The 26,378-nt window shown below is 44.7% G+C and carries 21 protein-coding genes; 14 read left to right on the forward strand and 7 right to left on the reverse strand.

Going from position 1 to position 26,378, the window contains the following annotated elements:
• Positions 1-122: 122 nt before the first annotated feature.
• From B5G33_RS13975 to B5G33_RS14005, 7 genes are all read left to right on the forward strand, one after another.
• On the forward strand, positions 123-362 hold the full coding sequence (locus tag B5G33_RS13975; RefSeq protein ID WP_087268689.1) for a hypothetical protein: 240 nt from the start codon (positions 123-125) through the stop codon (positions 360-362).
• Positions 363-506: 144 nt separating this feature from the next.
• A complete protein-coding gene (locus tag B5G33_RS13980; protein ID WP_087269136.1) occupies positions 507-827 on the forward strand; it encodes a metal-sensing transcriptional repressor in 321 nt (106 codons plus the stop codon).
• Positions 828-856: 29 nt separating this feature from the next.
• Complete coding sequence (locus tag B5G33_RS13985; protein WP_087268686.1) at positions 857-1,699, forward strand: Mrp/NBP35 family ATP-binding protein; 843 nt, start codon at positions 857-859, stop codon at positions 1,697-1,699.
• A gap of 336 nt (positions 1,700-2,035) precedes the next feature.
• Positions 2,036-2,266: an HPr family phosphocarrier protein gene (locus B5G33_RS13990; RefSeq protein WP_087418090.1), complete on the forward strand. Its 231-nt coding sequence runs from the start codon at positions 2,036-2,038 to the stop codon at positions 2,264-2,266.
• 157 nt (positions 2,267-2,423) lie between these two features.
• Positions 2,424-4,790, forward strand: a complete 2,367-nt coding sequence (locus tag B5G33_RS13995; protein WP_087418091.1) for an ATP-dependent DNA helicase — start codon at positions 2,424-2,426, stop codon at positions 4,788-4,790.
• Between the two features lie 98 nt (positions 4,791-4,888).
• The gene (locus tag B5G33_RS14000) at positions 4,889-5,263 is read left to right on the forward strand and encodes a RidA family protein (protein ID WP_087269134.1); all 375 of its coding nucleotides are present in this window, start codon (positions 4,889-4,891) and stop codon (positions 5,261-5,263) included.
• A gap of 88 nt (positions 5,264-5,351) precedes the next feature.
• Positions 5,352-5,714, forward strand: coding sequence for a VOC family protein (locus B5G33_RS14005; RefSeq protein WP_087418092.1), 363 nt, complete (start codon positions 5,352-5,354; stop codon positions 5,712-5,714).
• Positions 5,715-5,743: 29 nt separating this feature from the next.
• Here the strand turns inward: B5G33_RS14005 and tenpIN are convergent, their stop codons facing one another.
• The 3 genes from tenpIN to B5G33_RS14025 all read right to left on the reverse strand — a co-directional run bounded on the left by tenpIN (position 5,744) and on the right by B5G33_RS14025 (position 8,787).
• Complete coding sequence (gene tenpIN, locus B5G33_RS14010) at positions 5,744-6,343, reverse strand: type III toxin-antitoxin system TenpIN family toxin (RefSeq protein WP_087418093.1); 600 nt, start codon at positions 6,341-6,343, stop codon at positions 5,744-5,746.
• A 281-nt stretch (positions 6,344-6,624) separates the two neighbouring features.
• Positions 6,625-7,800: an MFS transporter gene (locus B5G33_RS14020; protein ID WP_087418094.1), complete on the reverse strand. Its 1,176-nt coding sequence runs from the start codon at positions 7,798-7,800 to the stop codon at positions 6,625-6,627.
• Positions 7,801-7,890: 90 nt separating this feature from the next.
• Positions 7,891-8,787 (reverse strand): LysR family transcriptional regulator, encoded by an 897-nt coding sequence (locus B5G33_RS14025; RefSeq protein ID WP_087418147.1) that lies wholly within the window; start codon positions 8,785-8,787, stop codon positions 7,891-7,893.
• Between the two features lie 287 nt (positions 8,788-9,074).
• Here B5G33_RS14025 and B5G33_RS14030 point away from each other — a divergent pair, with 287 nt between their 5' ends.
• The 3 genes from B5G33_RS14030 to B5G33_RS14040 all read left to right on the forward strand — a co-directional run bounded on the left by B5G33_RS14030 (position 9,075) and on the right by B5G33_RS14040 (position 14,141).
• Entirely contained in the window at positions 9,075-12,842 is a 3,768-nt protein-coding gene (locus B5G33_RS14030) for a phosphoribosylformylglycinamidine synthase (protein WP_087418095.1), read from the forward strand.
• A 165-nt stretch (positions 12,843-13,007) separates the two neighbouring features.
• Complete coding sequence (locus B5G33_RS14035) at positions 13,008-13,463, forward strand: hypothetical protein (RefSeq protein WP_087418096.1); 456 nt, start codon at positions 13,008-13,010, stop codon at positions 13,461-13,463.
• Between the two features lie 174 nt (positions 13,464-13,637).
• Positions 13,638-14,141, forward strand: coding sequence for a hypothetical protein (locus tag B5G33_RS14040; protein WP_087418097.1), 504 nt, complete (start codon positions 13,638-13,640; stop codon positions 14,139-14,141).
• 83 nt (positions 14,142-14,224) lie between these two features.
• On the opposite strand, the gene B5G33_RS14045 is transcribed toward B5G33_RS14040, so the two are convergent.
• Positions 14,225-16,081, reverse strand: coding sequence for an ATP-dependent nuclease (locus B5G33_RS14045; RefSeq protein WP_087418098.1), 1,857 nt, complete (start codon positions 16,079-16,081; stop codon positions 14,225-14,227).
• 187 nt (positions 16,082-16,268) lie between these two features.
• Between B5G33_RS14045 and B5G33_RS14050 the strand changes: the two genes are divergently transcribed.
• Both B5G33_RS14050 and B5G33_RS14055 read left to right on the forward strand, forming a co-directional pair.
• Complete coding sequence (locus tag B5G33_RS14050; protein WP_087268657.1) at positions 16,269-16,565, forward strand: hypothetical protein; 297 nt, start codon at positions 16,269-16,271, stop codon at positions 16,563-16,565.
• Between the two features lies 1 nt (position 16,566).
• Positions 16,567-16,764 (forward strand): helix-turn-helix transcriptional regulator, encoded by a 198-nt coding sequence (locus B5G33_RS14055; protein WP_087418099.1) that lies wholly within the window; start codon positions 16,567-16,569, stop codon positions 16,762-16,764.
• Positions 16,765-16,839: 75 nt separating this feature from the next.
• Here the strand turns inward: B5G33_RS14055 and B5G33_RS14060 are convergent, their stop codons facing one another.
• A complete protein-coding gene (locus B5G33_RS14060; RefSeq protein ID WP_087418100.1) occupies positions 16,840-18,906 on the reverse strand; it encodes a TIM-barrel domain-containing protein in 2,067 nt (688 codons plus the stop codon).
• Positions 18,907-19,035: 129 nt separating this feature from the next.
• On the opposite strand from B5G33_RS14060, the gene B5G33_RS14065 reads away from it, so the two are divergent.
• Both B5G33_RS14065 and B5G33_RS14070 read left to right on the forward strand, forming a co-directional pair.
• Positions 19,036-19,914, forward strand: coding sequence for an AraC family transcriptional regulator (locus B5G33_RS14065; RefSeq protein ID WP_087268651.1), 879 nt, complete (start codon positions 19,036-19,038; stop codon positions 19,912-19,914).
• Between the two features lie 281 nt (positions 19,915-20,195).
• Positions 20,196-20,966, forward strand: a complete 771-nt coding sequence (locus tag B5G33_RS14070) for a helix-turn-helix domain-containing protein (protein ID WP_087418101.1) — start codon at positions 20,196-20,198, stop codon at positions 20,964-20,966.
• Between the two features lie 57 nt (positions 20,967-21,023).
• On the opposite strand, the gene B5G33_RS14075 is transcribed toward B5G33_RS14070, so the two are convergent.
• Together B5G33_RS14075 and B5G33_RS14080 are read right to left on the reverse strand one after the other, a co-directional pair.
• A complete protein-coding gene (locus B5G33_RS14075; protein WP_087418102.1) occupies positions 21,024-23,435 on the reverse strand; it encodes a GH36-type glycosyl hydrolase domain-containing protein in 2,412 nt (803 codons plus the stop codon).
• 27 nt (positions 23,436-23,462) lie between these two features.
• On the reverse strand, positions 23,463-26,162 hold the full coding sequence (locus B5G33_RS14080) for a GH36-type glycosyl hydrolase domain-containing protein (protein WP_087418103.1): 2,700 nt from the start codon (positions 26,160-26,162) through the stop codon (positions 23,463-23,465).
• Positions 26,163-26,378: the final 216 nt, after the last annotated feature.

Raw genomic sequence — 26,378 nt, forward strand, 5'->3', positions numbered from 1 at the left:
ACCAGCTATTTTCGTATCAGATACAGAGAAATGCCCATCTCCATGGCTCATTCATCTGAGATAGTAACTTGAAAAACCTTTATTTTAAAGGAAAATCACTTGACAATATAGGGAGGAAAACTATGGCAGAATATGAAGTGATCCGGGAGATGTTTAATCTCTGTCCCGGAAATCAGATGCGGGATATTTTTATAGAAGAAGTAGAACTTCCTGAGGGGGCAGATCTGGAGGCTTTTGTGAGAAACAAGTTTAAAGCAGAGGAAGAGCTGAAGATCGAGAGGACGGATAAAGAAGACGGATCCGTGGTCTTTGACGTGATGACGGCATCTATCCACCAGAGATATACTATTTCCAGGTTTTAGATAACGATTCTAAGCTGTGTGGATGAATAGTTTACGATCCGTAAAACTTTTGCCCTTTGCTTTTTGGAATGGGTTTGCTATAATAAGAAAAGTGCCAGATTGGAGGAAAGACTATTGGAGAAACAGGAAAAAACACATACCCATATGCTGGATGATGGGAGAGTGCTAGAACACAGCCATGAGCCGGGGCATAGCCATTCTCATACCCATACGCACACAAAGGCTGTGCTGAACCGCCTTTCCCGTGCCATCGGGCATCTGGAATCCATACGCCGTATGGTGGAAGAGGGCAGGGACTGCAGCGAAGTTTTGATCCAGCTTTCCGCTGTGAAAGCTGCCATTAACAATACGGGGAAAGTAATCCTTCAGGACCATATCGAGCACTGCATCGTTGATGCGGTAGAGAGCGGAGATCATGAAGCTCTGGAGGAACTGAATAAAGCCATTGACCGTTTCATGAAATAAAATACCGGCCAGGGCGGAAAGGAAGAAACATGAGCGAAGAAAAGAAACAATGTGACAGTACAAGCTGCGACAAGGAGAGCTGCGCAGGATGCAGCCACGCAAAGGGAGGCGGGATTCCCAAGGAAAAATTAAATGAGCACTCCCACATAAAAAAGGTGATCGGAGTCATCAGCGGAAAGGGAGGCGTGGGAAAATCCTTTGTCACCGCTTCTCTTGCTAATGAGATGGCTTTTCAGGGCTATAAGGTAGGAATCATGGATGCAGATATCACCGGTCCTTCTATTCCCAGAATGTATGGGCTGAAGGGCTCTGCTGTGGCAGATGAAAGAGGAATTTATCCTATGATCACGGGAAATGATATTGAGGTTATGTCTGTAAATCTGTTATTGCCTCAGGAGGATGCCCCTGTGATCTGGAGAGGACCGATCCTGGCAAATATGGTAAAACAGTTCTGGACCGATGTGGTCTGGGGAGATCTGGACTATCTCTTTGTAGATATGCCTCCGGGAACCGGCGATGTGCCTCTTACCGTATTCCAGTCTCTTCCTATTGACGGAATTGTTATCGTATCTTCTCCTCAGGACCTGGTACAGATGATCGTTAAGAAAGCTTACAACATGGCGAAGATGATGAATGTACCCGTATTGGGCCTGGTGGAAAATTACAGCTATGTGAAATGTCCGGACTGCGGCAAAGAAATCTATGTATTTGGCGAGAGCAAGGTCGAAGAGGCTGCCAAAGAGGTGGAAGTACCGGTGATCGGCAAGATGCCTCTGGATCCGGAAATGGCTAAAGCTGTGGATGCAGGAGCCTTTGCGGCAGTATTGAACACATACCTGGGAGGCGCCGGAGAGTACCTTCCCCAGGTATAAAAATGGGGAAATAGTTACCAAAATTATAAAATATGGACCAGACTACACTTAGACAGGAGTGAGGTCTGGTCTTTTTATGCAAAAGAAAATTATGTGAATATTTCTAAAAAATTCTCTGAAGTTTCACACAATCTGTGGGTAATCACTAAAAATCCCGGCACAGTGGAAGGATTTTGGCAGAGCCGGGATCCTGTTGGAATTTGTTGACAAATGGTCGGACCAGTGTCATAATACCTGTAATCCAGAGAACACCTGCAGATCAATACCCTGAGGGGTACACAGGCTGTCTGGAGAAGTAAATGTGGTTTCTGACTGCTTTAAGAAAGGAATGGTAGTATGGTAGAGCGCCAGATTAAGCTGACTGCAAAGGAAGATGTGAAAGAGTTTGTTAATGAGGCCAGCAAATGCGACTTCGATATTGACATTTTTTACAACAGAGTAGTTATTGACGCAAAATCAATATTGGGTGTATTAAGCATGGATCTGACTCGAGTCCTGACTGTAAGATGCAACGGACAGGATGAGAGATTTAATAACTTTTTGAATAAATATGCAGTAGCGCAGTAAGTTAAAAAAGTATAGGATTTATAAGACGGGAGGCTCCGGAAAAGAGGGCTTTTGCGGCTGGGAATACAGGACGCAGAAGGCATCTTTTCCGGAGTCTTTCGCTGTATCCGGCAGTTTGGCTCTTTGTACATGAAGAGTATTGTGGTAAAATAAGCATATGGACAAGAAAGAAAAAGAAATCATTAAAATATCTGTTCGGAGCCTGGTGGAGTTTATACTCCGGAAAGGGGATCTGGACAACCGAAGAAGCGCAGCCTTTGACCGGGAAGCCATGTTAAAGGGCGGAAAAATCCACAGAAAGATACAAAAGCAGATGAAAGCTTCTTACAGACCGGAGGTTTCTCTGAAATGGGAGCAGGAATACGAAGACTTTATCATCCTGGTGGAGGGAAGAGCCGACGGGATCATTGAGGAGGAAGACAGAACAGCCATTGATGAGATCAAAGGGGTATATATGGATCTGAACTATTTGGAGGAACCAGTAGAGGTCCATAAGGCCCAGGCCATGTGCTATGCCTATATCTATGGAACACAGACCGGCAGGGAAAAAATCCAGGTACAGATGACCTACTGCCAGATGGAAAGTGAGGAGATCAAGCGCTTTACGGAGGATTTTACCATAGAAAAACTGAAAAAATGGTTTGGGGATCTGATGGGAGAATATTATAAGTGGGCCAGATTCCAGTATGACCGGCGGATCCTGAGAAAAAATTCCATGGAGGGCCTGGAGTTTCCCTATCCTTACCGGGAGGGACAGCGAGAATTGGTATCAGGGGTATATCATACTATTACTTCCGGCAGACAGCTTTTTATCCAGGCGCCTACCGGTATCGGAAAGACCATGGCCGCAGTCTTCCCTGCTGTCCGGGCAGTGGGACAGGGCTATGGAGATAAGATCTTTTACCTGACAGCAAAAACCATTACCCGGACTGTAGCCCAGGAGGCTTTTGCCCTTTTGCAGGAACGGGGACTGTCTTACAAAACACTGACCATTACCGCAAAGGAAAAGCTGTGCTTCTTGGAGGAGCCGGACTGCAATCCTGAGAAGTGTCCTTATGCCAAAGGACATTTTGACCGGGTGAACCAGGCGGTGTTTGAACTGCTGACAGAAAGAGACACGTATTTTCGAGAGGAACTGCTGGCCCAGGCTGAGAAATACCAGGTCTGTCCTTATGAAATGTGTCTGGATACCGCCACCTGGGTGGATGGGATAATCTGCGATTACAATTATGCATTTGACCCCAAGGTCCATCTGAAAAGATTCTTCGGAGACGGAGTGAAAGGAGATTATATTTTCCTCATTGACGAAGCCCACAATCTGGTGGACCGGGGAAGAAAGATGTACAGCGCTACTCTGTGCAAGGAAGAACTCCTGGAAACTGCAAGGACAGTAAAAGGACACAGTGTGAAGCTGTACCGGATCCTGAACCGGTGCAATAAGCTGATGCTGGAGTATAAAAGAGAGTGTGACACTTATCAGGTTCTGGAAAATATCGGAGGACTTTCTCTTCAGCTTTTGAATCTTCTGAGCGAAATGGAAAATTTCCTGGAACAGGACCATGAGGAAAAGGTACAGAAGGCTGTCCTGGATTTTTCTTTTGTGATCCGGCATTTTCTGAATATGTATGACCTCACCGATGAAAACTATGTGATCTATACCCATTATGGCGAGAGCGGCGAATTTCTCCTTACCCTTTTCTGCGTCAATCCCAGGAAAAATCTCCAGGAATGTCTGAATAAAGGAAGGAGTACAGTCTTTTTCTCCGGTACATTTCTGCCCCTGCCTTATTATCGCTCTCTTTTCAGCACCCGGGATGACGACTATGCCATCTATGCCGCTTCTCCTTTTCCGCGGGAGAATCTGAAACTGATGGTGGCCAGAGACGTAAGCAGCAAGTATACCAGGCGGGACCAGGAAGAATACAGAAGGATTGCAGAATATATTTTTCAGATGATCAAGGGAAAAAAAGGAAATTACCTTGTATTTCTCCCTTCTTATCGGATGCTGGAAGATATTTACGAAGTTTTTCAGGAGAGGATCCGTCAGGAGAATTTTCAGGTAAACTGTCTTTTGCAGAGCAGCGGCATGTCCGAAGCTGACCGTGAGGAATTCCTGGAGGCTTTCGAGGAAGAAGGGGAGATTTCTCTTGCCGGCTTCTGCGTTATGGGCGGAATCTTTTCCGAAGGCATTGACCTGACGGGAAAACGTCTGATCGGAGCTGCAGTGGTAGGTACCGGACTTCCCCAGGTGGGAAGTGAGCGGGAAATCCTGAAAGACTATTATGATAAAAAGGAGAAAATGGGATTTGACTATGCCTACCGCTATCCTGGGATGAATAAGGTCCTCCAGGCAGCGGGAAGGGTAATCCGTACAAAAGAGGACCGGGGCGTGGTGCTTCTTTTAGATGAGCGTTTTCTTCAGAGAGCCTACCGGGATCTGTTTCCCTGGGAGTGGAGAGGATATGAGGTGTGTACAGTGGCTCAGGCAGGAGAGAGGATCTGGAGATTCTGGGAAGAGGGATGAGGGATTCGAACCCTCATCGCTTATAAAAAAACTTGCCTCTCTTCCAGGCAGGGCTTATAATATTGGAGAAAAGTTTCAGAAGAAAGGATGGAGCGGATATGGAAATCGTAAGTACAAAGAATGCACCGGGCGCTATCGGCCCTTATTCACAGGCAATCATTTTAAACGGAGTGGTGTATACTTCCGGACAGGTGCCTTTAAGCCCTGAAACAGGAGAAGTAGTTGGAACTACTATTGAAGAGCAGGCAGAACAGGTAATGAAGAATCTGGGAGCTGTTCTGGAGGCAGCAGGCAGCAGCTATGAGAAAACCGTGAAGACAACCTGTTTCCTGGCTGATATGAATGACTTTGCAGCCTTTAACGAGGTTTACGGAAAATATTTTACAGGAAAACCGGCCAGATCCTGTGTGGCTGTAAAAACTCTGCCGAAAAATGTGCTTTGTGAGGTGGAGGCTGTTGCGGCAGTTGAATAAATAGGAAACCAAAACGCTCTTAGCTGTGGATAAAAAACCATATCTAAGGGCGTTTTTTTCGCAGAAATGCTATAGGAGATAAGAATTCATGAGATTAAAAAATGTATTGATCGTTGTAAAAAATATTGAAAGATCGAAAAAGTTTTATCATGACTTGTTTGGCCTTGAAGTGGTACTGGACAATGAGGGGAATATGATCTTGACAGAAGGTCTTGTGCTTCAGGAGGAAAAAATCTGGAGGGAGTTTCTGAAAAAGGATGTTATTCCAGAAAGTCATTCCTGTGAATTATATTTTGAGGAACGTGATATAGAAGGATTTGTAGAAAAACTTGAAAAGCTGTATCCTTCCATTAAATATGTCAACAGGCTTATGACACACAGTTGGGGACAGAAAGTAGTCCGCATTTATGATCTGGACGGAAATCTGATTGAAGTAGGGACGCCGATGTAAGATGATGAGAAAAGGGGCTGTCGCATTAGTCATATGTCAGGAATATTTATACATTTTATGCGAATTTGTCGAGCATAGCTTTGAGACCATAGGCTCAAAGCGGCACAGACTGAGCAATAAAATGTATAAATATTCTCGATTTTGATTAATGCGACAGCTCCTTCCATAATATCGTGAAAATAAGGCAGGGTAGAGTATTGATATTTTCGTGAAAATTCCCGTGGATGTAGAGGTGTGGTTCCGTTGATATGATTGATGTATGTATCCACATAATCGTTTGCTTCCTGAACAATAGTTGGAAGGTTTTTCATCATTTCAGTATATTCGTCCTGCTCGACAATGGCTGCTGTAATTGAATCAAAGTAATCAATATTTTTAATGATTGCTATTTTTGAATAGTCAAGACCAGATTTCGTTTTCTTTGAACGTGCAGTTCCGGTAAACATGAATGCATTTTTGTGTCCGATAGACGAGCGAAACGGAACACAAATAAAGTAATCATCATGGAAATCAATTAACAAGCAGGTATAAGGACGTCCATGTTTGTGCATCAGTTCAGGATATGTAGCAGGAGGATAGGCCTGGGTAAATTTGGATGATAGGAGTGATAGTTCTGAATCAAATTCCATTTTTCAATACCTTTCAACATAAAAAGCGAGGTCAACTAGTTGAAGTCAACCTCGCCGGAATTCCACTTCGCTCGGTCAATTTTTATTTTACCGATGTGTCAGAACCGTCACACATCATCTTCACTCGGTCAGTTTTTATTTTACCGACGAGTCAGAACCGTCACTCGTCATCATTTAGCGAAGGAAAGAAGGAAGTTCTTCTTTCACTTATATTATATGTGAAAGAGATCTTTTTATCAAGAGGAATAAAGCAGAATTAAAAAAATTTTTGTGACAAGTTTTCAGGCTGGTTTCTGATGTTTTAAAAGAGACATCAGAACCAGCAGGCACACTGGAAAGAGAATGGCAGTGAAGATTCCCAGGTTCATTTTTCCTGTGAACTGGGAGATGATCCCTACCACTCCGGGACCTGCAGAACATCCTACGTCTCCGGCCAGAGCGAACATGGCGTACATAAAGGTGCCGCCGCCTTTCAGATAAGTGGCGCCCAGAGAGAAGGTTCCGGGCCACATCAGTCCCACGGAAAAACCGCAGATGGCACAGCCAGCCAGGGCCAGAAGGGGAATGGGGGACAGAGAGGTGATCAGATAGCCAAGAATACACAGAAGGCTGGCAGACTTCAGGGATCTGATCAGATTCAGTCCTTCTCCTTTCATGCCATAAAGGAAACGGCTGAGGCCCATAAAGAAAGCAAAGGAGCAGGGACCTAACAGGTCTCCCAGGGTTTTGGATACTTTCAGTCCGTCTTCTGCAAACATAGAAGACCACTGGCTGACGCCCTGCTCCGAGGCTCCGGCGCAGATCATGGCAAAAAACAGGACCCAGAATACCTTTATTCGGAAAATGCTTTTAGAAAGTCTGGTCTTCTCATCGTCTCCGGGAACGGCATAAATAGGCACTTTCGTAAATGCGAAGAAAGTAAACAGAGGGACCAGCGCCCACAGAGGGGGAAGGAACCGCCAGTTTTCAATTCCAGCCAGGGTAAAGTATAAGGTGGATAAAAGCACCACGGCCATATGACCCCAACAGTAGAAGGAGTGGAGCATGCTCATCCGGGCAGCCTTATTGGTTCCCGGACAGGCCTCTACCATGGGGCTTACGATCACTTCCAGGATTCCTCCGCCTATGGCGTTGAAGATCATACAGATCAGGATTCCAGGGTAGGGATCCATAATAAAAGGAAGATAATAAAAACCGGTAAGACCGATGATGGTTACCAGAAAAGAACAGAGAGCTGCTTTTCGGTATCCGGTGCGTTTGATCACTTCCGGGGATATAAAGTCCACCAGGATCTGAATACAGAAATTCACAGTGATCAGAAGACTGATCTTGTCCAGTGAAATGCCGAATTCTCTGTTAAAAGTAAGAAATAACAAAGGCGGCAGATTATTGACAATGGCCTGGGTCACATATCCCAGGTAACAGCTGTAGACGGTATGTTTTGCCTGTAGTTTCATATGAGGTAATCTCCTGTGTATGTAGTTTATGCAGTGCAGATGGGGCCCAAAGGGAAGGCTTTTCTGCACCTGAGGACAGATGGCGGAAAGTTATTCCGGCATGCCTGCTTCCGGAAATAAATAGTGAAGGAATTTTTCTGCTCCCGGAGAGGAGGAAAGCTGGGAATTGTGAGCCAGCACCAACTGCCTTTTGGGAATAGTCTCCTGAACCTCCAGTTTGTAAAAATCTTCTCTCTGATGAGCCAGAACAAAATCCGGTACTACTGTGATCCCCAGGCCTATCCGGGCCAGGTCCAAAAGAAGGTCGTTGCTGGACAGCTCTGCCTCAGGGGAGAGAGAAAGGCCGTGACGGACAAAAAGCTGATGAAAGAATTCGCTGGTAGTGCTGGATTTTTCCAGCATAAGAATGGGATACTCTGTCAACTGAGACAGGGAAAGCTTTTTTCCTTCCAAGGCAAAATAATTCTTTCCTGCTACAAAGATATCCTGAAATTCTCGAATCTCATACCAGGTTTCCCGGCTGGTAAGATGGGTATTGGGGGCATTGACCACAATAAAATCTACCTTATTGTTCTGGAGAAGAGAGACACAGTCTCCAGAGGTAGCATTGGTGACTTTTATGCGGATATTGGGGTGTTCCCGGTGGAACCGCTGAAAGTAGGGGACCAGGAAATAGCGGCAGATGGTGTCGCTGGCGCCAATCCGCAGGGGAGCCTCCACAGATGGGGAGTTGAGAAGCTGATTTTCCCCTTCATATAGTAGATTTACTGCTGGCTCCACGTGACGGAGCAGGGCCTCCCCTTCAGGAGTCAGGGCCACCTTTTTGGTGTTCCGCAGAAACAGAGGATGTCCCAGCTTCTGCTCAAGAGACTTGATGGACTGGCTCACTGCTGACTGGGAAATATAGAGCTGCCTGGAGGCCTGAGAAAAGCTCAGAGTAGTGGCAACATAATAAAATACCTTGTATAGTTCAAAGCTAATATCCATAAAGGGCCCTTTCCTTTCTTTAATCATCAATTCTCCTGCTGTGCAGTAAATTTCCGGCCTATGTCTGGGCAGGTCCGTAAATGCTAAGAGATACTATATAGGGAATGATTTCAGGTGTCAACTTGTTTTTTAATATATAAATGCAAAATTTTGACAATCTTTATTGATGAGTATGACTTATAAAAAATATTAGTCATATTAATTTTACTTATAATGTGAATTGTGATAAACTGAGTTCATAGAGTGCTATACAAATGTTATTGCCCCAGGGGCAGAAAGGAGCTTACATGAGCGAAGTAAGGCGTGTCTATGTAGAGAAAAAACCGGATTTTGCGGTAAAGGCCAAAGAGCTGAGACATGAGATTAAAAGTTATCTGGGAATCGGAGACGTTACCGGCGTCCGTGTGCTGATCCGGTATGATGTGGAAAATATTTCTGATGAGGTATTTGAGAAGGCATGCACCTGTGTATTTTCTGAGCCGCCTGTAGATGATTTATATAAGGAAACTTTTGAAGCAGCAGAGGGCTCCAGGATTTTTTCTGTGGAGTATCTGCCGGGACAGTTCGATCAGAGAGCAGATTCTGCAGTACAGTGTATCCAGTTCCTGAAAGAAGATGAACAACCCATTATCCGTTCCGCTACTACCTATGTAATTGAGGGAAATGTTTCCGATGAAGAACTGGAGGCTATTAAGAATCACTGCATTAACCCGGTGGATTCCAGGGAAGCAGAGGCAGTAAAGCCGGAGACTCTGGTGACCAAGTTTGACGAGCCGGAAGATGTAAAGATTTTTGAAGGATTTACAGAAATGGAAGAGGAGGCCTTAAAAGAGCTTTATGCTTCTCTGAATCTGGCTATGACCTTCAAGGATTTCCTCCATATTCAGAACTATTTTAAGACAGAAGAAAAGAGAGATCCTTCCATGACGGAAATCCGGGTGCTGGATACCTACTGGTCCGATCACTGCCGTCATACCACCTTCTCCACAGAGCTGAAAAATGTAGAGTTCGGAGAAGGAGATTATAAAGAGCCTATTGTAAAAACCTATGAGAAATATCTGGCAGACCGCCAGGTGATCTATAAAGACAGAGATGACAAATTTGTCTGCCTGATGGATCTGGCTTTGATGGCCATGAAGAAATTAAAGGCAGAGGGAAAGCTTCAGGATCAGGAAGAATCTGAAGAGATCAACGCCTGCTCTATTGTAGTTCCTGTAGACGTAGATGGAAAGGAAGAGGAGTGGCTCATCAACTTTAAAAACGAGACACACAACCATCCTACAGAGATTGAGCCTTTCGGAGGCGCAGCTACCTGTCTTGGCGGAGCTATCCGTGACCCGCTGTCCGGACGTACCTATGTATATCAGGCTATGCGTGTGACCGGCGCAGCAGATCCTACCGTATCTGTGAAAGATACCATGAAGGGAAAACTTCCTCAGAAAAAGCTGGTCAGAGGAGCTGCAGAAGGATATTCTTCCTATGGAAACCAGATTGGTCTGGCTACCGGTTATGTAAAAGAAATCTATCATCCGAATTATGTAGCAAAACGTATGGAGATCGGGGCTGTTATGGGAGCTGCTCCAAGAAGAGCCGTTATCCGTGAAACCTCAGATCCGGGAGATATCATCATCCTTCTGGGAGGACGTACAGGCCGTGACGGCTGCGGCGGAGCTACCGGTTCTTCCAAAGTCCATACAGAGGAATCTATTGAGACCTGCGGCGCAGAAGTACAGAAAGGAAATGCTCCTACTGAGAGAAAAATCCAGAGACTGTTCCGCAGAGAAGAAGTGAGCAAGATTATTAAGAAGTGCAACGATTTCGGTGCAGGGGGCGTGTCCGTAGCCATCGGCGAACTGGCAGCAGGTCTGAAGATCGATCTGGACAAGGTGCCGAAGAAATATGCCGGCCTGGATGGTACAGAAATTGCTATTTCTGAGTCTCAGGAACGTATGGCAGTAGTGATAGATCCCAAAGATGTAGATACCTTCCTTGGCTATGCCCAGGAGGAAAACCTTGAGGCTGTACCTGTGGCTGTTGTTACAGAGAGCCCCAGACTGGTGATGAACTGGAGAGGAAACACTATTGTAGATCTGTCCAGAGCATTCCTGGATACTAATGGCGCTCATCAGGAGACCGATGTATATGTAGAGGTTCCTAACAAAGAAGGAAATGTTTTAGACAGGGCTTCTGATATCGGAGATGTGAAAAAGAAATGGCTGGATACACTTTCAGACCTGAACACCTGCTCCCAGAAGGGACTGGTGGAGATGTTTGACGGCTCTATCGGTGCAGGAAGCGTATTTATGCCTTATGGCGGAAAATATCAGCTTACAGAAACCCAGACCATGGTTGCAAAAGTTCCGGTCCAGAACGGCAAGACCGAGACTGTTACTATGATGAGCTATGGCTTTGATCCTTATCTGTCAAGCTGGAGTCCTTATCACGGAGCTGTTTACGCTGTGACAGAATCTGTGGCAAGAATCGTAGCTTCCGGCGGAGATTACAGCAAGATCCGCTTTACCTTCCAGGAATATTTCAGGAGAATGACCGAAGATCCTCACCGCTGGAGTCAGCCTTTCGCTGCTCTTCTGGGAGCTTATGCGGCACAGCTTGGCTTTGGACTTCCTTCTATCGGCGGCAAGGACTCTATGTCCGGAACCTTTAATGATATCGATGTACCGCCTACGCTGGTATCCTTTGCTGTGGACGTGGCAAAAGAAAAAGATATTATCACACCGGAGCTGAAGAAAACAGGAAGTAAGCTGGTATGGCTGAGAATGCCCAAAGCTGCCTATGATCTTCCGGATTTTGAGGCCCTGAAGGAACAGTATGGTAAATTCAGAGAAGACGTTCAGGCAGGAAGAATCCTCTCTGCATATGCTCTGGACCGTCATGGCATTGCCGCCGCTGTTTCCAAAATGGCTTTTGGCAATCAGAAAGGCGTGAAGATTGAACATAATGTAGATGAGAGAGACCTGTTCTCACCTGGATTTGGAGATATTATCTGTGAAGTGGCAGATGGAAAGGTAGGAGAACTGGCCATTACCTATACTGTGATCGGTGAAGTGACAGATACTGCCTGCCTGGAATATAAAGATATGAAGATTACTATGGCAGAAGCTCTGGAAACCTGGAAAGCTCCTTTGGAGAAAGTCTTCAAGACACGTTCCGGTTCTGAAACAGATGATGCTACCAAAAGTATGGATAAGGGTCTCTATGACACCAAGGACGTACACATCTGTTCCCACAAAATTGCCCAGCCTACAGTGTTCATTCCTGTATTCCCGGGAACCAACTGCGAGTACGACAGCACAAAGGCATTTGAAAGAGCGGGAGCAAAGGTTATTACCAAGGTATTCAAGAATCTGGATGCGGAGCACATCCGTGATTCCGTGGAAGTCTTTGAAAAAGCCATTGACCAGGCACAGATGATCATGTTCCCAGGCGGATTCTCCGCCGGTGACGAGCCTGATGGATCTGCCAAGTTCTTTGCGACAGCTTTCCAGAATGCAAAGATCAAAGAAGCAGTTATGCGTCTGTTAAATGAGAGAGATGGACTGGCTCTTGGTATCTGCAACGGCTTCCAGGCCCTGATCAAGCTGGGACTGGTTCCCTACGGTGAGATCATGGGACAGACAGAAGAATCTCCTACACTGACCTTTAATACCATTGGACGTCATATTTCCAAGATGGTTTACACTAAAGTGGTGACAAACAAATCCCCATGGCTGTTAAAGGCAGAGCTTGGAAAAGTTTACACCAATCCGGCTTCCCACGGTGAAGGACGGTTCGTAGCTAACGAAGAATGGCTGAAGAAACTCTTTGAGAACGGCCAGGTGGCTACTCAGTACTGCGACCTGAATGGAAACATTACTATGGACGAAGAATGGAATGTAAACGGTTCCTACTGTGCTATCGAAGGAATCACCAGCCCTGACGGACGTGTTCTGGGTAAGATGGCTCATTCCGAAAGAAGAGGCGACGGCGTAGCCATTAATATCTACGGAGAGCAGGACATGAAGATCTTCGAGTCCGGAGTGGAGTATTTCAAATAAGATATTGCTGAAGAGAAAGTAACTTAATGACAGTTAGATAAGCGAGCAGCAGAAAACGGGTAAGAGGCTAAAAGATTCTTGCCCGTTTTTCTATATATTAATGAAGAGTTTTGCTGTCCGTTGTCTATATAGAATGGAATAAGGTAAAATTAATAGAGGCTTACTATGGAACATTTTGGTGTAACTGTACGTTCTGGAAAATATGGCCTAGAACTAACAAGGGAAAAGTATGCATTTATCAATAATAAATCTTCTTTTAACAAAAGCCCATATTTAGTTATAAGAGATGCTTATACTGATGAAACTGGGAAATATTATACAGATGAATGGTGTCTTGAATATAAAGAAAAATGTCTTCAAAATTTTGATTTAAATATGAAATTTTTTTCGTGTTTAAATCATGATGAATTTGAACATGAAATCACTAACTTTCTTCAAGACAATAAAGAGTTTAAATGTGTACATGATTTAAAAGAATGGAAAGGAATTAGAGGATATTATCTGATGATACTTGATAAGTATTGTCAAATTTATGTTGGAACGACAGATGATATAAAATCACGCATTCAACAACATTGGTCTTTCAGATGTAAAAAGGTTGAATGCAATAATTTTTCATGATATGCTTAAATTAGCAATTCTATTATTTTCTTTAGTTCTATTTTGATTCATTTATGAATGTTCAGTATTAAAAAGTTATTTTTTAGTGATTAACAGTGCTATTCCCCAAACAAAATTATCTGCCAACTAATGCTAAAAGACTGCGCAGCAGGAAATAAATAAAGGAGGTGTACTTTGGAGAATATAGAGATAAGAAATATTCCAGTAGTTGAAAATATTATATTTTCAGGTAAACAGAATATCCCATGGAAATGTGTCGAAAAGTATCTGAAGTCTTATGTGGGATTGGTAGTTAAGGTAGAAGAATATCAAGATAAAATAGTGATAGCCGGCAACTTCCCAGATGAATATACAGGCTCAAAATACACAAAATCTTTAAGAGGAGCAGTGGCAAAAGCTAAAGCAAATGCGGTGCAAGTTATTGAACCAATGATTCAGTATGCAACAAACAGAAGATGGACTGAAAACAAAAGTAAAAAACATAAGAAAGATGCGTCTGAGGGCTGGTACCGGTATGATACTAAATTTTATATACAAGTCCAAAGCAGCAATGAATTCAACAGGCGGCTTAATCTATATAGTGCTTCAATTATTGTCAGGATGACTTTAGATGGATTATTTTTATATGATATAATAAATATAAAAAAAGAAGCGAGTAAGCCGCTTGAGTCACCATGACTGTACGGTAGAAAACCGCTTCTTTTCTTTAAACTATCATAAATATAGAAATAATGCAAGTAGAAATTTTTGTTCCTGAATATTCACGTCCGCTTTCTGTTTTCAAAAAAGGGTATCTTTTCAATAGCTTCCAGTATATCCTGAAAATCTTTCCTGGGAGCCAGGTCTATGTATTTTCTTAAGAGGTCAGTCTCCTGTTTTTTGTATGGGCCGTAGAAGATATTGTAAAGATCGTGGCCTCGGATATAGATTTTAATCTCTTCCATATTCTCCTTAATATCTTCTTCCGTTTCCAGATTCTGTCCCAGAACCTGAGTGAGGTGGCGTCCGCTCCGGGTGCGATGGAGATATTCTGTCCATTTTTCCAGAAGGATTTTATAGAAATCTTCCGGCTTAGGAAGGATATCAAGCCTGGCCATAACCTCTGGATTCAAAAAATAATTTTCAAAAGAATAATATTTCAGGACCAGCACGTTTTTCGACGTCACTCTGGGCAGGCGGTCTACATCTTCCAGATTCCGTTCCTCATAATATCTGCATAGAGAACGGACCAGCTCCTGGTGATCTTTGCCGTCTCCGTCCCGGATCATGAGAAACTGATCTTTCAGGTAGACCTGATTCATATATTTCAGGTTTGCATAGGTCTTGATGTTGGTACAGCTATTAGTAGTTATAATAGAAATCCGTGAGAGACTGCCGTCTTCGTTGTAGATTTCGGAATAGTATTTTTCCAGAAGAAGAGGAAGGCGGCTTTTGTCCTGCTTTCCCTCTACGATAAAAACAAAATCCACACCCAGGAGATCTCCCGCAGAGTAGCCCAGATCTTCCAGGACCCGTGAGAGGCTGGTCTTTTCCCGAAGGCTGGGAAGACCTTTTTCATCGAGAACAATCTGCCGTATCTGCCGGCTGTTAAATGGGGACAGCAGATTGGGAGAGTGGGTGGAAAAAATTACCTGGCACTTTTTGGAAAGCCGGTAAAGGATTTCGCTGGAAGTCTTTTGAAGCTGAGGATGAAGAAAGATTTCCGGATCTTCCATAAGGAGAAGGGCAGGAAGCCGGTCCTCTTCTTCCATGTAGGCTTCCAGAAGAGACAAAAGGTAAATGCTCCGCATGCCTTCTCCCAGCTGAGATACGGGAAAAGGATCTTCATGGTTTCTCTGTCGGATATATCCATGAACCTGGAAAAGCTCTCCAGTATGGCTGGTGAGGTCATAGGTAATCTCCCCATGGTAACCGCTGTTTTTTCCGAAATACTGGTTTACCTTGTCTGAAAAATCTTTCAGATTCATATGATACAATTTATATTCCAGAAGCTTTTCTGTTTCGAAGGCGTTCAGCTCTTCCGGGGTTTTCCTGTTCAGAAGGCCAATACAGGAAAAACAGTGGGTACATTTTTTCATTGGGTCGAAAAGGCAGCAGTCCATACGCATCTGATTCAGCAGATCATCTTCGGTAAAGGACAGGAGATTGTGCTGGACCTTTTCCAGATTCCTTTCACTGTCCAGAAAATAGACAGAGGGAAGAAGCTGGGGAATGTAGCGGTTGTTTTTATGAAAACCGTCATGGTACCGGATACTGCCATTCTGATTGGCAATATAGGAAAAGGTCAGCACATCCTTTTGGAAAGAGGGAAGCTTCTGACAGAAATCCCGATACCAGGAGTCCCACCGTTTATAGGAGCTGACTTTTTTTGCCTGAAATAGAAGTTCCAGATCCCGGGAGGTCAGGGAGAGGGAAATAGAAATTTCAATGTTCTGCTTCTGAAGGTTAAAATCAGAAGCAGAAGGGCGATATTCTCCCATAGCAGCGGCAACAGCCTGAAGGACAGAAGACTTCCCTACACTGTTTTGTCCCACTAAAATCAAGGCAGATCCGATATCCCGGATGATCATGTTTTCTATGGATTTAAAATTCTGTATCTGAAGAAAAGAAATTTCCATGGAAGGCCTCCTCGTGCAAGACTTATAAGATATACTCATCATAGCATAGGGCAGGGAAAAATGATAGAAGAAGACAGGAGAAGCTTTGAAAATCTTTAGTGTAAAAAGAGTTTGACATTTTGTATCATAAGCACTATACTGAAAATGTAAAAAGGATTTGACATATTAGAAGTTAAGGGGGATTTTTATGGACAAAGCAGTTGTTGCAACGATTATTTTTGTGGCTGTATTATTGATTTTTGCCGTGCTGGATATTCTTATGATCATATCTCTGGTCCGGCCTGGAGACGAAAGAGGGCAGGTTATTGTATGGAAAGCCAGTGCTTTTACCCTTCTTGGCATGACAGGTGCTTTGATAATCGAGGTCATTGAAAGTATTGCCAGCGGACAGGAAATGGCGATCAATCCTTTTGTCCATTTAACAGCTACAGGGATTGTTTATTTCGGCGCACTGTTATTTTTCAAGAAAAGGCACGGTGGATAATATGGAAAACAGAATCAGAGAAATCCGGAAAGGGCTGGGGATTTCCCAGGAAGAGCTGGCAAAAAAATGCGGTGTGTCCAGACAGACGGTAAATGCCATAGAGAATAATAAATATGATCCAACTCTTTCGCTGGCCTTTCGTCTGGCAATGGAGCTTCAGATACGGGTAGATGAACTTTTTGTATTTCGCAGGGAATAGAGAAGGATGGTAATAAGGAACTGTTGCATTAAAACATATTCTCGATTTTGATTAATGCGACAGTTCCTTAAAGATTTAGCGGATACCGTTAAACTTTCCAAATGCTTTTTTCAGTTTTCCATTTTGAGAAATATTTCCGTTGCTGCAGACGATTACCTCTGTAAAGTGTTTCGGATTTTCATAGTCTTTGCTGTTTCCGTCGTCATCGTACAGCTCATAAGCTGCTTTGTCTGTAACATATCCTAGCAGATCCAGATGTTCAAAATCCATATCCGCTACGCTTCTTGCGCTTTTTGCCACAGGAATTACATGATTTTTCCGGATAAAGAAAATCAGTTCTTCCATGGCTGCGGGCACGTAGTGATGGCCTTTTTCCATGACCCGGACATCATAGTCTTCTGGAGTCCGCATAGTCACAAGCATCATATCTTCCGGCAGATATACATAGCGGCCAGCAGCATTCTGCTCATGGACCGGAGCCACCATGATACTGTCACCTACCATCAACTGATCTTCTACCTGATCTGCAAAAGAATCTTCAGGATAATCAAAGGCCAGGGGGCGGAACATCATCTCATCTCTCAGGGCGGCTTTCATGTATTCACTGTATAAATAAGGTAGGAGACTGTAGCGGATTTTTATCATATTTCCGCAGGCTTTACTGTTTGAGAACTGATACAGTTCCTGTTCACGGGTTCCCAGGGCGGAATGGTTCCTCATCAGAGGAGTAAAGAGGCCGAACTGCATCCAGCGCAGCACCAGGTCCTCTGTTGTGTCAGCACCGAAGCCGCCCAGGTCTGCGCCAGTGTACAAAAATCCACACATATTCAGAGAAGGCATCATTTTGATGTTCAGCAGCAGATGAGACCACCAGGACAGGTTGTCACCCTGCCAGATTCCGCCGTATCGATGCATTCCAATATAGGAAGAGCGGGAGAACATGAGGATTCTCTTGTCAGGCTCCAGTTCCTCAAAGGCTTCTCCGGCTGCACGGGTCATATTGTATCCATACAGATTATGGACTTTATCGTGACGCACAGGAGTTCTCTCTCCATTGAAATTATGGTAAAAGCTGCGGTAATCTTCCGGATTATTAGCAAGTCCCAGGACCAGATCTTTAAAGTGAAAATGAGTCATCAGGTCCTGATTTTTTCCCCGGAAAGTTTCCAGTTCATCGAATACTTTTTCCAGCCGCTTTTCTGAGTAGAAAATAGCAGGCTCGTTCATATCATTCCAGAATCCATCAATGCCCTGTTCCAGAAGAAATTTATACTTTAGACCAAACCAGCGGCGGGCTTCCGGATTCAGCATATCCGGGAAGTGTACCCGGCCTGGCCATACGGCAGCAACAAAGTCTTTTCCCTCTTCATCTTTGCAGAAATAGCCTTTTTCTACCCCTTCTTCATAAACAGGATAGCCTTCTTCAATTTTAACTCCGGCATCAATGATAGGAACCAGATGAATATGCTTTTCCTGCATTTCTTTTACAAATTCCGGGAAATTTGGGAAAGTTTCATCGTTCAAAGTAAAATCTTTAAATCGCTCCATATAGTCGATATCCAGGTAGATGCTGTCCAGGGGAATATCCAGTTCCCGATACCGGCGTTCTACTTCTCGGATGTCTTCTTCAGATTTATAACCCCAGCGGCTCTGACCAAAGCCAAAAGCCCACTTGGGCGGGATATAGCTCCGTCCGATCATACGGCGGAACTGATGCACAATGTCTTTGAGATCCTTTCCGTCTATATAATACAGGTCCATGTCCCAGTTATCCATGGTAATCTCCGCAGTATCTTGCTGAGTATACCCCAGGTCAAAGGTGACTTTTCCAGGATTATCCAGGAAGATTCCGAAGGGCTTTTTTTCGGCAAATATCAGAAAATTATGGGCCGCATAGAGAGAATGGGTGTCTTCTCGATGGTTAGGGTCATCGGTACAGTCACTGGTGTAGATCCAGCCCCTTTTATTAATGCCCCGTACCTGCTCGCCCAGGCCATATACCGGCCTCCCTTTAGTCATTTTAAAGGAAATTTTTTCTCCTTTTTTTACTTCTATACAAGGGATCTTACCTTCTTCAACGGGGTAGTTTTCTACTACCGCCTCTGTATTCAGCGGATTTCCGAAACGAAATTTATGGATCATCTTTATCTCCTTTCTGCTGCTTTGACACAGTTTAATGCCTTATGATATTATTATAGCGGCAGCAGAAGGGATTTTCTTGCATATTTCCAGCTTTTTCTAACACAATCCTGCTGTCAAAGGAGATTATTTATGAAACAAAACCCTAACCTGTTTGAGGCGGTGCAGCATGGTTCTGCCATGTTCCCCCTGGAATACTATCACTGTGTTTTTCCTCTTGGAATCAGTAACCTGCCGGTACACTGGCATGAGGAATTTGAGATTACTCTGGTGCAGAAAGGTACCTGCATCTATCAGATTAATCTTCATCCCTATAAAATCAGTCAGGGGGATATTCTGATCCTTCCTCCAGGAATGCTTCATGGAACTGGCGAACAGCCTGAGACAGAATTTATTACAGACAGCTTTGTTTTTTGCCTGGATATGCTGGAGAGTCAAAGAACAGACTCTTGTACTACAGAATTTTTTGCCCCTTTGATCAGTGGAATGCTTCGTTTTCCTGTATATCTTCCGGCAGAAGATTCCATGGCCAGGCTCCTTGGGGAATCCTTTGAGAAAATCCGGCAGACCTTTCTTCAAAAGCCCCTTGGCTATGAACTGGAGATTAAGTCGGAGCTTCTCCATTTGTTTTTCCTGCTGTACAGCCAGGTACCGTATCAGCGGAGCAGTCAGGAACACAGAGAGATTACAGAGAAGCTGAAGCTGGTGCTGCAGTTTATCCAGGATCATTATCAGCAGGGGATTACCGTAAAGGAGCTGGCAGAGCTCTGTCATTTCAGTGAGTACCATTTTATGCGTTTTTTTAAACGGCATATGAATATGACCAGTATTGAATATCTCAATCAGTATCGGCTGGAAATGGCTTCCCGCCAGCTTGCGGAAACAAATCTCTCTGTGACCAGCATTGCTCTGGAGTCAGGGTTTAATAATATTTCATATTTTAACAGGGTATTTAAGCGAAAATTTGGAGTTACGCCTATGGAATACCGCGCTTACAGTAAAAAGAGTTAACGCAAATGGATGTCTGCAACTTCACTGTTGGTCCAAATCCGGACAGGAAGCTGGAAGAATCCGGCACCGGAGGAAATAATGGTGTGAGTTCTGCCAAAAGTTTCATGACCTATGAGTTTCCACAATTTTCTGATTAAGAAAAGCTATATAGATATGGATTATTTATACGGAAAACTCAGCAAAGCCCAGGGACTTTTTGTTATTGTAAGAATTGAAAAAGATCTCATATTTCCTGTATAATGAACAGAAGGGAAAAATCTGTTTAGAGGAGGGCGTAATTTATGGCTTATAAGGATGAGTGGCTTCTGCTAGAGGCAGATGATGATATAGATGAGATGGAGCACCGGGAGCCCACAGAGGAATTTTTATTCTACCGGGCTGTGGCCAGCGGAGACGTAGAGCAGGTAAAGAAAAACTGTGAACAAGGTCGATTTGTGGAAGAGGAAGGTGTAGGCGTTTTATCGAAAGACCCCGTGATAAATCTGAAATATCACTTCGTGATCACAACGGCTATGATCACCCGTCTGTGCAGGCAAAATGGCATGGAGCTGGAACAGGCTTTCAGGCTTAGCGACTTTTATATTCAGAAACTGGACGATATTTCCACAAAAGAACAGGTCCAGAAGCTTCATGACGAGATGGTCATGGATTATACGGAAAAAATGCGGAAATATTTCCGCAGCGATACCAATTCCAGACATATTAATGTCTGCAAAGAGTATATATATTCCCATATTAAGGAGCGGATCACCATTGAAGATCTGGCTGATGAGCTGGGGGTTTCTGCCAGCTATCTTTCCAGGCTGTTTAAAAAAGAGACTGGAGAATCCGTCAGCACATATATACGAAAACAAAAAATTGAAATGGCAAAGAACATGCTGAGATACAGTGATTATTCCATGATAGAAATTGCAAACCGTCTGGCTTTTTCTTCCCAGAGCCATTTTATCCAGCAGTTCCGTGAGGTAGTTGGAATGACTCCGAAAAAGTATCGGGACGAATATTATATGGTACAGTGGGATATTACAAAAGAAACAGAGTCTGAACCATAAGAAGTGGAAACAGCACCGGATAAGGCTTTCTGTGCAGGCCTTATCCGGTGCTGTTTTTTAAAGGATCAGAGTGATTTCATTTTCATCCAGAAGCAATTTTTCCGGGATATAATTATCCTCCAGTTCTTTGCCGTTTAAGAGCAGCTTTACACATCCGGATTCATGACCGGAAGGATTCTCTACAGAAATATGCAGTTTCCTTCCACGGAAATCTTTGCGGATCTCAAAATGATCCCAGTCCTTCGGAACAGAAGGGGAGATCCGGATACCCTCCAGATCGGGACGGAGTCCTAAAATACCTTCTACACATCCGACCATAACCGTTGAGGCGGTACCTGTGAGCCAGTGGACATGAGACCGGCCAAAGTGGCTGCTGGCCCGGCCCTCTGTAAACTGACCGTAGCAGTAGGGCTCCAGACGGCGGATTTCTGCCTGGTCATTCTGGGCTGCCGGAGCATTTTCTAGGAAATATTCAAATGCCCGTTCTCCATGTCCCTTCAGAGCCTCTGCCAGGATCAGCCATCCCTGAGACTGAGAGAAGATACCGGCATTTTCTTTTACGCCCTGATTATAGATCACTGCCAGAGCGCCGTCGAAGGCATGAGCGTGATAAGGAGGATCCATAAGGATGGCTCCGTATTGGGTATTGAGACGTTTATGGACATTTTCCATGATAAGATCTCCCTGGTCTTCGGTAGCCAGGCCGCTGATCACTGCCCAGCTCTGAGGATTCAGCCAGAAGTTAGCCTCAGGATCTTCGGCAGCCCCGATCCGGTCTCCGGATTCGGTATATCCCCGGATAAAGCGGTCTTTGTCCCAGCACAGAGTCTGGATCTTTTCTCCCATGCTTTTCTGAGTCTCTTCCAGAAAACGGAGATACTGGTCGTCTTTTTTATGGAGAGCAAATTTCTTCATTAATGTTAGTGCATAGTAGAACTGCAGGGCAACAAAAGAAGACTCTCCCTGAGCGCCCAGACGGAGACAGTCATTCCAGTCTGCATACAATCCTGCCGGCATGCCATGAGGTCCCAGATGATCCAAGGAGAACTGGATCGCCCGTTTCAGATGTTCATAGACACTGCCCTCCTCTTTATTGGCAAAGGGGATGACTTCATCCAGAAAGCCGGTATTTCCTGTCTCGGAAATATATTTATAGACTGTAGGGAACAGCCAAAGGGCATCGTCTGCCCGGTATGCGGGATGTCCCGTAGCCTGTACATAGGAAGGATCGTCAGGAGTATCTTCATGTCCCGGGTTATGGGTGAACTTTACAAGAGGAAGTCCTCCCCCGTTGTTTACCTGGGCAGACAGCATGAAACGTATTTTTTCAGCCGCCATCTCCGGGGAAAGATGGATGATCCCCTGGATATCCTGCACTGTGTCACGGTAGCCGTATCCGTTGCGCAGACCGCAGTAGATGAAAGAGGCAGCCCGGGACCAGATGAAGGTTATGAAGCAGTTATAGGCATTCCAGGTATTGATCATAGTGTTAAAGGCAGGACTGGGTGTCTTTACCTGGAGATGATCCAGTCTGCCGTTCCAGTCTGCTTTCAGCGTTTCAATCTCCTGGAGGATCTGTTCCTGTGGATTTTTGTAGGAAGCCAGAATTTCTGCACATTTTTCAGAGGAATCCATTCCCAGGACAAAGAGGATGGTTTTAGATTCTCCCGGCTGTAATGTCACGATGCAGGAGAGAGCGCCGCAGGAGTTTTCGTTATAACTGGTAACATTTCCCAGATCTCCGGACACTATACCCTGGGGATTCCCATATCCGTGATATTTTCCAAGGAAAACATCCTTGTCTCCGCAGTAGGAAGAAACGTTTTCCCCTGCCAGACCGAAAAACCGTTCTGTGACATTTTTTTCATCTACAAGCCTGTCCTCCGGCTGGGCATCCAGGTTTCCGTGTATCTGCTGGATAATGGAATTATTCCGGAACAGGGTCCTGGTTATAAAAAGAGAGTACTGAAGATTGACCTGATCCTGCTCGTAATTGCTGTGATTGGTAAATTCTCCGTATCCGGTTAAAGTAAGTTCCCGGGTCTCAGAAGACTCATTGGCCACTGTAAGCCCCCATACTTCATAGGTTTTTCCAAGAGGAACATAATAGAGAGCTTCGGAACGGATCCCGGCATAGAAAGCAGTCATTTTTGTATAGCCCAGACCATGACGGCACTGGCTGTCATATCTGTCCAGATCTTTTCCTACCGGCTGCCAGGAAGCAGACCAGTAATCCTTTGACTGGTTATCCCGGATATAGAGGTATCGTCCCGGCTGATCGAAATTATTGAAGACATACCGGAGGATCCTTCCATTAGCTCCCGATTTGGCGAAACTGTATCCCCCTGCATTGTTGGAGATGATAGCTCCATATTCAGGAGAACCCAGATAATTCACCCAGGGAGCCGGGGTATCCGGCCGTTCAATTACATATTCTCGGTTTTTATCATCAAAATATCCGTATTTCATTATGAATACCTGCCTTTCAATTTCTATTTAAATAAGTTTTATAGTGACAGAATGCAACCCATCTCCCAGACTATCCAGTGTTTTTTGGGAGAGAACCCCATAAGAATTATCAACAACGGGAAGTTCCCTGCCTTCACAGACAGCGGAAGCAAGGGTATAGTTACCATAGTCTTTTCTGTCTGCATTCTCGAAGATGACATCTAAAGTTTTATTGGCAAAAGAGATCCGGATGGAAGCTTTTCCCTGGCTGTCAAATTGCTCTGCCAGAAGTTTGGGAGCGATGATAAGATCCCCGCCTTCTCCCCGGACGCCGAAGACCTGTGTGACCATGGTCAGCATATACCAGCTGGCGGCTCCTGTAAGATAGTGGTACATGCCCCGGCCATCTGAACGGAAATATTCGGGAATCCCAGGATAGATCCGGCTGGTGTTAAAATCCAGAGCTGTATCAGACAGAGATTTCAGGACTTTCCAGCCTTCCTTTGCATAGCCACGGCGATATAAGGCATTTCCATACATGACAGCCATATGAGAGAATACAGCTCCGTTTTCCTTTTCCCCATAGGCAAATCCAAACATCCGGCCAAGGTCAAATTTTAATTCATGGAAATCTGTATTCAGCCGGTATCCTCCGATTTCCTTTTCATATAAGTAATGATCGGCGCTTTTTATAATGCTTCTGATCTGAGGGTCCTCGGCTACTTTTCCCATAATGGCGAAAACCTGCCCTGTAAGCATCATTCGTACCTGGTCTTCCAGGATACCTTCTACAGCCTGGCCGTGATTGTCATAGTAACTGTTGAACCAGCCTTCTCCCTGGCCGGCCTGGATCCATTCCTGTTTCCGGATGTGCCCGGACAGCCATTGGGCTTTGTGCTCAAGATTTTCAGCAAGAGACAGGAGAGAAAATGTTTTTCGTCTGCCGCTGACATGATGGCGGCACAGGGAAGTAAAGCGGGCCAGGACCTGCTGCTTCTCGCTGATATTATCGTAAAGTTCTTTATCATCCTTAAGTAAAACTTCCAGCTCTTCCAACAGGTCTGTGGTTTTGACAGATCCGGTGTCTGCTAAAACACGGATCAGCTCAGCCAGTTCCCGGAGATTCCCAGCATAGGCACAGGTGAAAGCTACACTTTCTCCTCTTTCTGATGCCATGTCTAAGGCGTCATTCCAGTCTGCTCCCCGGAGCCGGCAGATATTGTGTTCTCCCACCTCATAAAAAGCGGTGAGCTGCTGGATCAGCAGATGCTCCAGGATACTTCCGGTGTAGATCTGTTCCTGGCCGGTCATTTGAAGGTTTCCCTGGCTTTCTGTCCAGAGGGTATCCAGCTCGGTCCCTCTCCGGGCCTGTCCGTCTTTAAAATAAGGAACCTGCCTTGTGAGAATCCGGATATCTCCCGTCTGATCAATATAAAGCTTGGTGGTCATCTGCGGCCAGAGACCATGGTCCATCCATACACGGGCGATTCCGTTTCGGTCTGCGATAAAGTTTCCGTCTCCGGCTCCTATGATGGTAGCGTTAGTGCCGTCAATGCGGACTCCGGAAAAATTTTTCTCAATCATCATTCCTACGTCTTTAGGATCCATTAACAGAAGAGAGAGGCAGTCCTGCCACAGATCCCGCCATCCCCGGCCCCCTCTTCCATAATCATGGTGAGGAAGGAAAGAACAGCCGAAGAGGCGGCGGAGAAATGGCTGAAAACATACCCATTTCATATAATTGTCAAAATCCCTGTCTCCTGTATGGAAGCCCACATTTACCTTTTTCTGCCAGTAAGCTTTTGTTTCTTCCAGGAGAGCTTCTGTTTTATCAGCAGTATTGTATTTTTCAAAGAGCTGATCTATTTCCTCTTCCTGATCTGCAATGCCAAGCATAAGAATATAGCTGGCCTTTTCTCCGGGATCCAGGATTAATGCGGGGAAACGGAAAGCGCCCATGGCCTCCCGTCCGTCGATCCTTGTAAATGGGGGACAGCCGGGGGCCCCTTCATAGACAGCCCGGGGATGGGTGAAACTGCCGCCTTCGCCCAGGAAAGCCTCTGTTGTGGGATAAAAACTTTCAGGTAATTCTCCCTTTCCACTGCAGCCTTTCACATAATAAATTTTGTGATTAGGCTGATGGCCCCGCTCATCAAAGGACATGGTGGGGCATACAAGAATACCGGATTCGTCGGTTCTGATACGGTGGAGAAGAGAGGTTACATGCCGGTGATCCCGTATATTATCAGCGCTGCGTCCGTAAACAGGAATTGCGGCATAGGGAAGCAGCGCTTGCTTTTCTTTGGAAAGATTTTTTACAGTGACATACATGATTTCCCCATTACAGTCCTTTGGAATAAAAGAAGTAACGGTGGACTCTAACTGCAATGATCTGGAAGTTCGTCTTACAGACTGCCACATAAAGCCGGCAGTCAGTTCACTGTTATCCTGGAGAGAAGAAAATTTCTGGTTCTCCTGTCCGCTGGAGACGCCTGCTGCAGAGTAAACGCCGGAATTCTTTACTGCAAACCAGAAATTGCGGCAGGAACGGTTATTATGAAGGTTTTCCGCACTTACCGGTTCCAGAAGAAAGGTATCCTGGTCTATTTTGGAGTCTCCGCCCAGATTGGGAGTAACGGCACTTTTTAATCCGGCTTCTGAGGCCAGGGGAAAATACAGATAACTGATGTTTTCCGGCTGCTGTACAGTAAAAGTGCCTTTGTCATCGATGAAATATAAAGGTTTCAATATTCGGTCTCCTTCCTTTTTCAGATTTGTTTAGGGGAATTATATAAGAATTTATTTTCTACAAAAATCAGATATCTGAGAAAAATATCAGAATCATGACATAGAATGTGTTTTTTTGCAAAACGGGTCATGAATCTGACATTTTGTTGAAATTTTTAATATATCCCAAAATGAAAAGCGTCTATAATCTGGTCATGTTCAATGAGAGGGCCATCT

The organism is Blautia sp. An81, assembly GCF_002161285.1.
GTDB lineage: Bacteria > Bacillota > Clostridia > Lachnospirales > Lachnospiraceae > Blautia > Blautia ornithocaccae.